Below are 13,546 nucleotides of genomic sequence, written 5' to 3'. Positions count from 1 at the left end.
CGGGAGGCACACCGAAGGACTTACCGAACGGTAGTTTTGGGCGGGTTGGGCGCAGCTCGGCCCGACAGGTGACTCCGTGACCGAAATGAGATGTCATTCCGCTTCCTGGATTCGATCACTTCGCGCGTTTGGTGCCGGTTTTTGATCTTGTAGGGACGGCTACTTTCAAGCCAGTGATCGCTTGCGACGTGCAGGGCGGTCGAATCCTCATGCCCTGGGGGGATCTTGCGTTACCGAAGAAGACCGGACGGGCCCGTGGGGCGCGTCCGGTCGTCGTTCAGGACACCAGCCGGGTTGAGCGCCACGGCCACCGCGCTGGCTGTCGTGATGACCGTCTCGTCGATCTACGGAGCCGAGGCCGCCGTCGCCGCCCCCGCCCCCGCGGCCGACAAGGCGAAGCAGGCCAAGGAAACCGCGCAGTCCGCGGCGGACATACCGTCCGCCCGGGTGGCCGCCCGTCTGTAGCACCGCGTCGAGGCGGTCTCCGAGCGCTCCGAGACCTCGACGACCTGGGTGAACCAGGACGGATCGCTGACCACCGAGGTCGCGGCCGGCCCGATCCGCTTCAAGGACGCCGCCACGGGCGAGTGGCGCGACGTCGACGTGAACCTCACGGCCGCGCCCGACGGTTCGGTCGCCTCCAAGGCCCACCCGCAGGGGCTGCGGCTGTCCGGGAAGACCGCCGCGAAGGTGTCCTTCCTGAAGGGCGCTCCACCGGCCGAGGCCACGGACCTGGTGACGCTGGGCACCGGCGACGAGGCGATCACGCTCCAGTGGCGCGGAGGCCTGCCGGCCCCGCGGCTGGACGGCACGCGGGCCACGTACCAGGGCGCGGTGCCGGGCGCGGACCTGATCGTCGAAGCGACCCGTACCGGCTTCGAGCAGTTCGTCGAGGTCAAGGCCAGGCCCGAGGCGGGCTTCGGGTACACGCTGCCGGTGAAGACCAAGGGCCTGAAGGCCGAGCAGCAGCCGGACGGCAGCGTGCTGTTCACCGACAGGAAGTCGAAGAAGACCGCGACCATGCCGGCCCCGGTCATGTGGGACGCGACCGTCGACGCCGCCTCCGGCGAGCACACCCGGCGGGCGAAGGTCGGCATGAAGGTCGTCAAGACCAAGGACGGGGTGGACCTCGTCATCACCCCCGACGCGGCCTTCCTCGCGGACCCCGCCACGAAGTACCCGGTCACCGTCGACCCCTCGACGTCCTCGCTGGGCAACCTCTTCGACACCTACGTCCAGCAGGGCGAGACCGTCGACTGGTCCAACGACACCGAGCTGGACCTCGGCAACCCGGGCACCAAGAACGCCGACGGCACCTGGCGCACCGCCCGTTCCTTCATCACGTGGAACACCGCCCCGGTCGCCGACGCGCTGATCTCCGACGCCAAGCTGTCGCTGTGGAACTTCCACTCCGGCAACACCGACTGCACCGTCCAGCCTTGGGAGGTGTGGACCGCCAACAACGCCTCCACCGCCTCCCGCTGGACCAACCAGCCGGCCATGGTCGCCAAGATGGCCGCCTCCACCGAGACCAAGGGCAACCCGGGCTGCGGATCCCAGCCCGACGGCTGGATCAACGCGAACGTCACGAGCCTGGTCCAGCACTGGTCCAACAACAAGTGGGCGGTCTCGGGGATGGGCCTGCGGGCCACGGACGAGAACAACACCAAGCAGTGGAAGCGGGTCAACTCCTCCAACGCCGCCTCCAACATCCCCAAGCTGACGGTCACCTACAACTACCGGCCGCGGACGGGCACCAAGCAGGAGGCGGGCCCGCCGTTCTTCTCCTACGGCGGCGCCTACACGGTCAACACCCTCACCCCGACGCTGCGCGACACGTTCGTGGACGCCAACGGAGACCAGGTCAACGGCACGTTCCAGATCTTCGACTCGGCCACCAACACCCAGGTCGGCAACGTCATCGTGTCGCCGTTCGTCGCTTCCGGCGAGGCGGCCTCGGTCACCGTTCCCGCGGGCGTGCTGACCAACGGCAAGACGTACAAGTTCCGTTCCAACCCCTACGACGGAACCCACTACAACACCGGCTGGTCGGCCTGGAAGACGTTCACCGTCGACACCACCGCCCCCTCCGCCCCCACCGGGCTGAGCTCGACGGACTACCCGTCCAACGCCTGGGTCAAGGGCGCCGGCCAGGCCGGCGGCTTCACCGTCTCCCCGCCCTCCGGCACGGACCACCAGTGGCTCGAGTGGTCCCTGGACGGCGCCGAGTGGACGCGCGTGCCCACCGACGGCACCGCCGGCACCCGGACCCTGTCCGTCACCCCGCCGTCGAACGGGACCCACACCCTCCAGGTGCGCACCGTCGACAAGGCCGACAACGAGTCCGAGACGGTCGAGTACGTCTTCCACGTCGGTCCGGGCGGCTTCGTCCAGCCCGAGGACGGCGAGCGGACGGCCCGACGGCTCCCGCTGGCCGCCGAAGCCGACGGCGCCGCCTTCAACGCGGCGTCCTTCTCCTGGCGCCGCTCCGAGGCCGACCCCTGGGTGCAGATCCCGGCGGGGCACGTCACGAACGGCGGCACGGCCCTGACGGCGTGGCCCGTTTCCATGACCGCGGGGCGCACCCCCGCGCTGGTCTGGAACACCACCGACACCGTCGACCCGGACGGCAGCGTCCAGATCAAGGCGGACTTCACCGGCCCCGGGGGCGCTGCCGGCGCCACGCAGCCCCTCGTCGTGGTCGTCGACCGCAACGCGAGCGGTGCCGCCACCACCCCGGTCGGTCCGGGCTCGCTCAACCTGCTCACCGGCGACTACGAGGTGACGGCCACCGACGTGTCCGCCTTCGGCATGTCCGTCTCCCGCACCACGTCATCGCGCGACCCGCACAAGGGCGCCGAGCAGGAGGGCCAGGCTGCGATCTTCGGCCAGGAGTGGGCCTCCGGCACCTCTGCCGAGCTCGTCCAGTCCGACTACTCGCACGTCGCGAGGATCTCGGACACGGCCGTGGACGTAGTCACCACCTCGGGTGACGCACTGCACTTCACCGCCGACGCGGCACGCACCGGCTGGGTCTCCGAGCCCGGCGCCGGCACCATGACCCTGACGGGCAGTGTCACCGGCTCGTTCACGCTCACCGACGACAGCGGTATGGTCACCGAGTTCACCCGGGCGGACCCGGCGATGACCACGTGGCAGGTCTCCGGCAACCTGGTCAGCGGAGTCGAGAACTCCACCACCACCGTGGTCTCGGAGACAGTCACCGTCGACACCAAGAAGCTGGCCCGCCCCAAGCGGGTCATCGCCCCGACCTCCGCCGCGACCGCCTCGGCCTGCGCGACCACCCCGCAGACCAAGGGATGCCGCTCGCTGGAGTTCGTCTACGCGACGGCCACCACCGCCACCGGATACAGCACCTCCGCCGACTTCGGCGACTTCGCCGGCCAGGTGAAGGAGATCCGGCTGTGGTCCACGGCGCCCGGCGCCGCGAACGCCACCTCGAAGGCGGTCTCCACCTACCGCTACGACGCCGGCGGCAACCTGCGCCAGCAGTGGGACCCCAACCTGGCGCAGAGCACCCAGGCGCAGTACGCCTACAACGCCGCGGACCGTATCGACTGGCTGCAGACCAAGTCCGAACTGCCCTGGTCGTTCACGTACGGCCAGGCGGGATCCTCGCCCACGGCCGGTGACGGCATGCTGCTCAAGGCCTCCCGGGCCGGCCTGAAGCCGGGCACGGCGGGCGAGGAGCAGGGCACCGCGGCCACCAGCATCGTCTACGGCGTCCCGCTGAGCGGCGGCACGGCCCCGTACCCGATGGGGGCGGCCGACGTGAAGGCATGGGGGCAGGCCGGTGCACCCACCGACGCGACCGCCGTGTTCCCCGCCGACGCGGTCCCCTCGTCCCACTCCGGTACGTCGCTGGCGGCCTCGGCCTACGCCCGGGCGTCCATCACCTACCTGGGAGCCTCCGGACGGTCCGTCAACAGCGCGGCGCCCGGCGGACACATCACCACCACCGAGTACGACCGGTACGGGAACACCGTCCGCGAGCTCTCGGCCCCCAACCGCGCCCTGGCCCTGGGCACGAGCCCCGCGGACCAGGCCGCACAGGCCAACCTGGGCATCGGCCAGCTCACCAGTGCCGAACGCGCCCACCAGCTGAGCACCTCGACCGTGTACGACGCGGCCGGAGTGCGGCAGCTCGGCAAGTTCGGACCGCTGCGCCGCGTCGACCTGACCGCCGACCTGAAGAACGGAGCGCCCCTGCTGGTTCCGGCCGGCACCTCGGTGACGGCCCGCGACTGGGCGGTCCTCGAATACGACGCCGGGCGGCCCACCAACGGCACCGCCAGGGTCAAGGACCAGGTCACCAAGGCCACCGTCGGCGCCCAGGTCCGCGAGCACCCGACGGTGCTCGGCGAGCCCCGCGCCACCGAGACCGTGTACGACTGGGCCAGGGGCCTGCCGACCCGGACCGTCAGGGACCCGGGCGGCCTCGCCATCACGGAGACCACCGAGTACGACGCCAAGAACCGGGTCTCCAAGCAGCTCCTGCCCGGCGCGAACGGCAGCGACGCCACCACCCGCGTCACCACGTACTGGTCGGCGACCGGCACCGGCACCTGCCAGGGCCGCCCCGAGTGGGCCGACCTGGTCTGCACGGTCGGGCCGGCCGGCGACATCACGGGAGGCGGCTCGAACCCGTCCAAGCTGCCGACCACCACCACCGAGTACGACTGGTGGGGCAACCCGGCCAAGCGGATCGAGACGGTGAACGGCTCCACGCGGACCACCACCACCGAGTACGACGCGGCCGGACGGACGACCAAGGTCACGACGGCGGGCGGCTCCGGCCAGGCCGCCCCGGAGGCCACCACCGAGTACGACGCGGTGACCGGCCGGGCCGTCAAGAACACCTCGCCCACCGGCGGGACCATCGTCAAGCAGTTCGACAAGCTCGGCCGGACGATCTCCTACACCGATGCCGACGCCGGTGTCACCACCACCGAGTACGACCTGCTCGACCGGCCGACCAAGATCACGGACAGCGTCCCGTCGACCGTCACCTTCACCTACGACCACACCACCGAGCCCCGGGGCCTTCCGACGAAGACCACCGACTCGGTCGCCGGCGAGTACCGTCCGTCGTTCGACCCGGCGGGAGCCGTCCGCAGCGAGCAGCTGCCCGGCGGGTACACACTCAACATCAGCACCGACCCGGGCGGTGACGCCACGAAGCGCAGCTACGTGCGCGACAGCGACTCGGCCGTCGTCTACAGCGACACCGTGAACGAATCCGTCCACGGCCAGATCACCACGCACTCCGGTCTCTCCGACCAGCGCTTCCGCTACGACACGGCGGGCCGCCTGGCCTCCGTGGAGGACACGGCGGACACCGTCTGCACCCGTCGCAGCTACACCTTCGACGGGCGTTCGAACCGCACGGGCCTGACCACCGCGGCCGGCGCCCCCGGTGCGGACTGCCCTGCCACCGGCGGAACCACCACCACCCACACCTACGACAGCGCCGACCGGCTCGTCGACAGCGGCTACGCCTACGACGAGTTCGGGCGCACCACCACCGTCCCGGGCCACGGGACCGTCGCCTACTACAACACCGACCGCACCCGCCAGCAGACCCTGTCCAACCAGCGGCAGACCTGGGGCCTCGACGCCGCCCAGCGCTACCGCGGGTGGACGAAGGAGTCGTACAACGGCTCGGTCTGGACCCAGACCGCCTCCCGCGTCAACCACTACGGCGACGACGCGGACAACCCGCGCTGGATCGTCGAGGACACCACGACGGGTGCGGTGACCCGCAACGTCGCCACCGCAGGCGGCCTGACCACCACCGGCAAGACCGGGGACGTCGTCCTGCACCTGACGACGATCCAGGGCTCCGTCGCCGTCCAGCTCCCGCTGAACGTCGCGCAGGCACCCGTGGCGCTGGACGCCGACGAGTACGGCAACCGCCGCGCGGGGCAGGCCTCGGCCCGCTACGGCTGGCTCGGCGGCCACCAGCGCTCCAGCGAGACGCCGAGCGGGCTGACCCTGATGGGCGCCCGTCTCTACAATCCGTCCACCGGCCGCTTCCTGTCCGCGGACCCGGTCTACGGCGGCAGCGCGAACGCGTACGAGTACGCCAACGCCGACCCGGTCAACCAGCAGGACCTCGACGGCCGGATCTCCAAGTCCTGGCGCAAGAAGATCATCGAGGCCAACGCCTGCATGTCGCTCGGATGGCGCGGCTGCGCCCTCGCCTCGGCGATCTCGGGAATGCTGCTCGCGACGTTCAGGAAAGGCCGGACCAACAACGCGATCCGGCACTTCATGTGGCAGTCGAGTCTCACCTTCTTCTTCGGCGCCCGAGCGGCGAAGCGGCTGGGAGACGCGCACGAATGGGGCCAGAGCGGGGACGACACCAAGATCGACCAGCACAACAACAGCGTCGCCCGGTATTTCGCCACCAAGTACCGCTGGGCCATGACGGCCTGGTACTACTCAGGCTGGTTCTGGACGAACCTCTACTACATGGCACGCCTCTACCTCCAGTGGGGCTACCTCAAGCGGTACTGGTAAACAGGAAAGGAGAAAGCCTGTGATTTCGACACGATCCCCGCGGCGCGGGCTGATGCTCGGGCTGGCCGTCGCCCTCGGCTGCGTGAGCGCCCTCGCCCTGGTGGCCGGATCGCTGTACGCCCTGTTCTACGGGTCGGAAGGTTCGTGCGAGGAGAACAAGGCGGTGGAGCGGATGGCTCAGGTCGCGGCGGCGACACCCGCCGCCGCGACCGGTACCACGCCGGTGGCGGAGTCGACCTCGGTGGAGTGCATGGACGACAGCGGAGATCCCTGGGTCACCGCGGACAGCGCCTACACCCACGACGGGGACGCGCAGCCGCTGATAGCCCACTACTGGGACACCGCGGCGAAGGACGGCTGGAAAGCGGTCGGTACCCGGGCGCAGGCCCCGGGCAGGTTCCGCGACAGCGGTGTCTGTTTCCGCAAGGAGGTGGCGGGCGAACCCGCGCTGCTCCGGGTCTCGTCCACCGGACCCGGGAGGTTCGTGGTGAGCGTGGAGTCCGCACTGGACGGATCCAAGATGCCCTGCTGATCCGTTGACCATCCACAGAGGCGCTCAGCGGGCCGTTCCGGCCTGCTGGGCGCCTCTTCCGCTGCCGCGTGCCAACTCCGGGTCATGCCCACCTTTTTTGAGCCGTACGGCAGGAAACGTTGTGTTACCGCTGGTTCGGTGAGGGGCGGACGGCTAGGCTTCACGCAGCTCAGCCCCCTCGAACGTCTTGTCGACTTACGGAGAAGCAGCCGGTGCGAGCCGCCGCCCGACCCGATCTCGCCGCGCTCCGGCGGCGCGTGGAGGAGCTGTCGGAGCGGTGCGGGCGGGATCCGGCCCATGCCCTGGCCGCTGCGCGGCTCAGCCACCTCTCCGGTGTCGAACCCGGGCGGATTCCGGCGGTCATGGCGGGTGGAGCCGTCGAACTCCCGTTAGAACAAAGGGTGCACCAGCGCTTCCTGCGGCTGCGTGCCACCCGCCGTGACAAGCACGGCCGGGAGTGGCCGCTCGCCGCCATCGCCGAGGACTTCGGCGCACCCGGGGCCTCACTGGGCCCGCTCAACGCGGGGACCGGACTGCCCCGGCTGGGTCACGCGGCCGGAGTGCAGCGCTTCTTCGGGGTGTACGCCGGCTTCCTGCTGGCCGACGGCAAGAGCGCGGTGGAACGGGCCCTCGCCCTCACCCCGGAGGGCCGCGACGACCTGGAGCACCTCTCCCACCTCACCGGCATCACCCCGCAGGCCATCCGGCTCACCCTCGACGGCAGCCCGCCCCGGCTCCCGCTGAAGGAGCAGGTGCGCGAGCGGTTCGAGCACCTGCGGCGGACCCGGGTGCGGGAGGACGGGCAGCCCCACTCGCTGGCGGCCATCGCCAAGTCCTTCGACGCCTCGGGCCAGTCGCTGACCCGCCTGGCCCAGGGCGAGGGCCTGCCGAACCTCGCCGCGGCCGCCGGGATCCAGCGGTTCTTCGGCGTGGAGGGCGGCTTCCTGCTGGCCGACGACGCCGAGGCGCTCGGCACCGCCCTCACCTGCCTCGCGCGCGAGCTGGAGTGCGCGGAACGGCAGCAGGAGAACCCGATGCTCGCCGTGCTGCGCGCGCACGACGTCCGGAGCATCGTCACCCGGGCGGGCCGGCTCTCCCCGCAGGGCTGGAAGTCCCTCGCCGACCACCTGGACGACCTGCTCGCCCGGGAGGGCCAGCTCGGCCGCCCGGCGGGCGGCGCCACCGGCGGACACCCGCCGGCAGCGGACCCGGCCGCCCCGCACCCGGCCGCCGAAGGCCCGACCGCCCAGGATCCGGCCGCCGAAGGGGGAACCCGATGAGCACCACGCGCGCGATGCGCGGCCTCGCCGGGGATCTGCTCGCGGACGCCCGGCTCTCACCGCCGGCCGGAGCCCGCGAGATCTTCGGCCTGCACCTCGGCGAACTCCTCAGGCCCTACCTGCCTCCACCCCGGGAAGAGCAGTTCCCCGAGGCGATCGAGCGCATCAAGACCTCGCTCGGCTGGAGGAGCCCCGTGTCACGACGGTGACCGGTGCCCGCCCCCAGCCCGCACCCCTCGCGCCGATGCCCTCAGCACGGCCCCGACAGAGAGCACGACACGATGACCCAGTCCTCCCCGCCCCGCCACGCCGTCGTCATCGGCGGCAGTCTGGCCGGCCTGCTCGCGGCCGCCGTCCTCGCCGAGTACGCGACGGTCACCGTCGTCGACGCGGACCCGCTGCCCGAGGGCCCGGCTTCGCGGCGCGGACTCCCGCAGGCCCGGCACACGCACCTCCTGTGGTCCGGCGGCGCCCGCGCGATCGAGGGGATCCTGCCCGGCATCACCGAAGACTGGACGGACGCGGGCGCCATCCGCCGCAGCCTGCCCACCGACCTCGTGACCAAGACCGCGCAGGGCTGGATCCCGCGCTGCGGGGAGAAGCAGTTCAACATCTCCTGCAGCCGCGACCTCCTCGACTCGGTGGTCCGCGCCCGGGTGACCGTCCTCAAGGGCGTCTCCACGCTCCAGCAGGCCCGCGTCCGCGCGCTGGAGGGCACGGCGGCCCGGGTCACCGGGGTCCGGGTCGACACTCCGGAGGAGCAGGGCCTGCTGCTGTCCGCCGACCTCGTGGTCGACGCGAGCGGACGCGGCTCGCGGGCCCGGACCTGGCTCCAGGCGCTGGGCGTGACCGGGATCCGGCAGGCCGAGGTCGACTCCGGACTCGTCTACGCGACGAGGATCTTCGAGGCCCCGGCCGGAGCCCACGAGATGGGCTTCCCCATCGTCAACGTGCAGTCGGACCCCCGGGTGCCCGTCCCCGGGCAGACGGCCACCATCGTGCCCATCGAGAACGGCCGGTGGCAGGCCACCCTCTCCGGCACCCGCGGCGGACAGCCCACCGGCGACCCCGAGCGCTTCATCCCCTTCGCCAAGAGCATCCGGGACCCGATCGTGGGCGAACTCCTCGAGGGGAGGAAGCCCTTGACGGACGTCGCCGTCACCCAGGGCACCGCCAACCGCCGGATCTACTTCGAGAAGGCCGAACTGCCCGACGGGTTCTTCGCCGTCGGCGACTCGGTCGCCACCTTCAACCCGCTCTACGGACAGGGCATGACCGTCGCCGCGCAGGGGCTCCTGGCCGTGCGCACCCTGCTGCGGCAGAAGGGGCTCGCCCACCCCGGCTTCGGCCGCGAGGCGCAGCGCGCCATCGCCCCGCAGGTCAGCACCGCCTGGGAGCTCGCCACCTCGCAGGACATCCTGTACCCGGGGGCCACGGGGATGAAGCCGCGTGCCGGAACCGGCCTGCTCAACGCCTACGTCAACCGGCTGATGACGGGCGCCACCACCCACGAGGCGCTCACCGCCGCCCTGTTCAAGGTGCTGACCATGAGCAGCGGGCCCGGCCACTGGCTGCACCCGGCGGTGGTCTGGCACGTCCTGCGGGCGTCGGAGCGGGGCGCGCTCAAGGCGCCGCCGCTCACCGCCGCCGAGCGGGCCGTCGCCGGGCTCGGCCCGGTGCCCGGCGCGCCCGGGCCGGGGACGCCCAGGCCGGGGACGCCCGGCCCGGTGGACCCGGTAGGCCCGGCGGACCCCGTCGGACAGGCCCGGTGAGCGAGGGGATCCTGCGCTTCCTGCCGGGATCGGTCATGATCCTGGCGCTGCTGATCAAGGCGCCCGCGCATCGCCGGGGAGGGGAGGGGACCAGCCCCTGAACCGGGCCGCGTGCGCGCTGCTGCTCGCTGTACGTGCGGGAGGCGGTGCGGGGCGGTCAGAGGTCCGCGAGGTCCAGCCCGGCCTGTGCGGCGGCGGCCTGGACGGTCTGCTCGAGGAGGACGGCGATGGTCATCGGGCCGACCCCGCCCGGTACCGGCGTGATCAGCGAGGCGCGGGCGGCGGCGGACTCGAAGTGCACGTCGCCGACGTTGCCCTCGTTGTACCCGGCGTCCAGGACCACGGCGCCCGGCTTGATGTCCTCGCCGCGGATGAACTCGGCCTTGCCCACCGCGGCGACCAGCACGTCGGCCTGGCGCACGATCGAGGGGAGGTCCTGGGTGCGGGAGTGGCAGTAGGTGACGGTGGCGTTCTGTCCGAGCAGCAGCATCCCGGCCGGCTTGCCCAGGATCGCGCTGCGGCCGACGACCACGGCGTGCTTGCCGGTGAGGTCCACGTCGTAGGCGGCGAGCAGGCGCATGATGCCGCCGGGGGTGCAGGAGACGAAGCCGGGCAGTCCGAAGCCCATGGCGGCGAAGGAGTGCATGGTGACGCCGTCGACGTCCTTGCCGGGGGCGATGGCCTCGAAGGCGGCGCGCTCGTCGATGTGGTGCGGCACGGGGTGCTGGAGCAGGATGCCGCTGATCTCCGGGTCCTCGGAGAGCGCGGTGAGGGTGGCGACCAGCTCCTCCGTGGTGGTCTCGGCCGGCAGCTCCACGTGGCGGGAGGTGATCCCGGCCTTGGCGCAACGGTTCTGCTTCATCCGCACGTAGGTGACGGAGGCCGGGTCCTCACCGACCAGCACGGTCGCGAGGCAGGGCGCGGTGCCGGTGCGCTCGGTGAGCCTGGCCGCGCGGGCGGCGGTCTGCTCCGAGATGCGGCGGGCGAGGGCGGTGCCGTCCATCAGCCGCGCCGGGGCCGCTGCGGTGGTCGCCTCGGAGGCGGAGGAGGCGGAGGAGGTCTGGGCAGTCGTCACGGGGTCTCCTGAACGTCGCTGCGGATCGCGGTTCGCCCAGGCGCGCGGCAGTCGGCGTACGGCACGTACGCGGGCCGCTCCCCGGTGGTGATCCACCCGAACGCCAGTCACGGCCCGCCGCCCACTGTAGTCGACGGCCGGGCAAACCGGTGGTCGACCGGCGCCGACCTGGGACGATCCCGACATGACGCGCACTTTCGACCATCTCGTCGCCGAGGCCGGATCCGTCTCCGCGGCCGGCCCGCGACCGGAGGAGGTCCGGCGCGGCCGGCACCCCGACGACGCCGTGGCCGACGCCACCCAGGCCGGCCTGGAAGTCGTCGACCTGCGCTCGGAACGGGTGCGGACGGAGTTCCACGACATCGGAGCCGTGGTCTACTTTCTCCGGAAGGTGATCTGGATGGTGCCCGGCTTCACGGTCGGGCAGTACCGGGACCGGTTGCGCGAGCTGCACGAACGGATCGAACGCGAAGGCCCGTTCGGCGCGCACGCCGCCCGCTTCCTCGTCGAAGCCCGAGAACGGGCTGATGATCGGGGGCGGACGGATCCGCACCGGAAAGGGTTGCGCGGCCACAGCGTGGCGCAGGTCACTCAATTCAGCGCGTAACGAATCGACTCGGGCATGCGATGAACCGACAGGTGTCCTCGCGCGGCGCCGGAATACAGACCCCCCTCGGGTCCGTTTCCCGAATTCGCGCGATGATGTCCCGCTCATCCCTTATCTGCTCGCAACGAGAGGCTCCTTGTGTCGCTCAGCCCGTCCCGTACGTTCCCTCCGGAGATCGCCGAATCCGAGGCCCTCGTCGCGCTCGTCGAGCGCGGCCGCGAGCAGGGTCACATCAACGGTGACGACGTGCGCCAGGCCTTCGAGGCCGGCCGCATCCCGGTGGACCAGTGGAAGCGGGTCCTGCGCAGCCTGAACCAGGTCCTGGATGAGGAGGGTGTCGCCCTCCACGTCAGCGCCGCACCCGCCACGAAGGCCGCCGCCAAGAAGCCCCGCAAGGCAGCCGCCGCTCCGGCCCGCACCGTGGCCAAGAAGGCGACCGCGGCGCCGCGCCCCATCGGCGCGCGCAAGACCTCGGCCGCCGCGCCCCCGGCCGCCGCGGCGGCGATATCCGCTCCGTCGGCCTCCGCCACCGAGGACGAGGCGGCGGCCGGGGCCGCCGCCGAGCCGAAGAAGCGGGCGGTCAAGAAGACCGCGGCCGCCGCGAAGAAGACCGCCACCAAGAAGACGGCGGCGAAGAAGACCAGCGCCAAGGACGCCGACGAGGGCGAGACCCCCGTGGCGGTAGGCGAGGACTGGGCAGCCGAGGACCTCGCCGACGAGGCTGAGGAGGGGGCCCCCAAGGCCGGGGGCGCCCAGGGCTTCGTCCTGTCCGACGACGACGAGGACGACGCCCCGGCGCAGACGGTCATGGTGGCCGGCGCCACCGCCGACCCCGTCAAGGACTACCTCAAGCTCATCGGCAAGGTGCCGCTCCTCAACGCCGAGCAGGAGGTCGAGCTCGCCAAGCGCATCGAGGCGGGTCTCTTCTCCGAGTACAAGCTCGAGGAGGAGGACGACCACAAGCCCGCCTTCAAGCGCGAGCTGGAGATCCTGGTCGAGGACGGCCGCCGCGCGAAGAACCACCTGCTGGAGGCCAACCTCCGCCTCGTGGTCTCCCTGGCCAAGCGCTACACCGGCCGCGGCATGCTCTTCCTGGACCTGATCCAGGAGGGCAACGTCGGCCTGATCCGCGCCGTGGAGAAGTTCGACTACACCAAGGGCTTCAAGTTCTCCACGTACGCGACCTGGTGGATCCGGCAGGCGATCACGCGCGCCATGGCCGACCAGTCGCGCACCATCCGCATCCCCGTGCACATGGTCGAGATCATCAACAAGCTCGCCCGCGTGCAGCGCCAGATGCTCCAGGACCTGGGCCGCGAGCCCACCCCGGAGGAGCTGGGCAAGGAACTCGACATGACCCCCGAGAAGGTCATCGAGGTCCAGAAGTACGGCCGCGAACCGATCTCCCTGCACACCCCCCTGGGTGAGGAGGGCGACAGCGAGTTCGGTGACCTCATCGAGGACTCCGAGGCCGTCGTGCCCGCGGACGCGGTCTCCTTCACCTTCCTCCAGGAGCAGCTCCAGTCCATCCTGGGCACCCTCTCCGAGCGCGAGGCGGGCGTGGTCTCCATGCGCTACGGCCTCAACGACGGCCAGCCGAAGACCCTGGACGAGATCGGCCGCGTGTACGGGGTCACCCGTGAGCGCATCCGCCAGATCGAGTCCAAGACCATGTCGAAGCTGCGCCACCCGTCGCGTTCGCAGGTGCTGCGCGACTACCTCGACTAGGCCGCGGGG

General features: G+C 71.5%; 7 protein-coding genes, 2 pseudogenes and 1 riboswitch. Of the genes and pseudogenes, 8 read left to right on the top strand and 1 reads right to left on the bottom strand.

What is annotated here, in order from left to right; genetic code table 11:
• Positions 1 to 327: 327 nt before the first annotated feature.
• The 6 genes and pseudogenes from BGK67_RS27905 to BGK67_RS27885 form a co-directional block, all read left to right on the top strand.
• Positions 328 to 6,162: pseudogene (locus BGK67_RS27905) on the top strand (RHS repeat-associated core domain-containing protein); the annotation flags it as partial.
• Between the two features lie 30 nt (positions 6,163 to 6,192).
• Entirely contained in the window at positions 6,193 to 6,543 is a 351-nt protein-coding gene (locus BGK67_RS41245) for a DUF6973 domain-containing protein (RefSeq protein WP_432215530.1), read from the top strand.
• A gap of 19 nt (positions 6,544 to 6,562) precedes the next feature.
• Positions 6,563 to 7,075, top strand: coding sequence for a hypothetical protein (locus BGK67_RS27900; protein WP_141754073.1), 513 nt, complete (start codon positions 6,563 to 6,565; stop codon positions 7,073 to 7,075).
• Positions 7,076 to 7,287: 212 nt separating this feature from the next.
• On the top strand, positions 7,288 to 8,355 hold the full coding sequence (locus tag BGK67_RS27895) for a hypothetical protein (protein WP_141754071.1): 1,068 nt from the start codon (positions 7,288 to 7,290) through the stop codon (positions 8,353 to 8,355).
• Positions 8,352 to 8,564: a hypothetical protein gene (locus BGK67_RS27890; protein WP_069922653.1), complete on the top strand. Its 213-nt coding sequence runs from the start codon at positions 8,352 to 8,354 to the stop codon at positions 8,562 to 8,564. Before BGK67_RS27895 ends, BGK67_RS27890 begins: the two co-directional genes overlap by 4 nt.
• Before the next feature lie 72 nt (positions 8,565 to 8,636).
• Complete coding sequence (locus BGK67_RS27885) at positions 8,637 to 10,127, top strand: NAD(P)/FAD-dependent oxidoreductase (RefSeq protein ID WP_107488871.1); 1,491 nt, start codon at positions 8,637 to 8,639, stop codon at positions 10,125 to 10,127.
• A gap of 157 nt (positions 10,128 to 10,284) precedes the next feature.
• On the opposite strand, the gene BGK67_RS27880 is transcribed toward BGK67_RS27885, so the two are convergent.
• Entirely contained in the window at positions 10,285 to 11,130 is an 846-nt protein-coding gene (locus BGK67_RS27880; protein ID WP_069924157.1) for a bifunctional 5,10-methylenetetrahydrofolate dehydrogenase/5,10-methenyltetrahydrofolate cyclohydrolase, read from the bottom strand.
• Positions 11,131 to 11,229: 99 nt separating this feature from the next.
• A riboswitch (ZMP/ZTP riboswitch) is annotated at positions 11,230 to 11,323 on the bottom strand.
• 117 nt (positions 11,324 to 11,440) lie between these two features.
• Between BGK67_RS27880 and BGK67_RS27875 the strand changes: the two are divergent.
• A pseudogene (locus BGK67_RS27875) lies at positions 11,441 to 11,722 on the top strand (SAM-dependent methyltransferase); the annotation flags it as partial.
• 225 nt (positions 11,723 to 11,947) lie between these two features.
• Positions 11,948 to 13,537: an RNA polymerase sigma factor gene (locus BGK67_RS27870; protein ID WP_069922652.1), complete on the top strand. Its 1,590-nt coding sequence runs from the start codon at positions 11,948 to 11,950 to the stop codon at positions 13,535 to 13,537.
• Positions 13,538 to 13,546 lie beyond the last annotated feature (9 nt).

This window comes from Streptomyces subrutilus, from assembly GCF_001746425.1.
Taxonomy (GTDB): domain Bacteria; phylum Actinomycetota; class Actinomycetes; order Streptomycetales; family Streptomycetaceae; genus Streptomyces; species Streptomyces subrutilus_A.
Note: the sequence above shows the minus strand (reverse complement) of the source record. Positions and strands in the feature narration are given on the sequence as shown.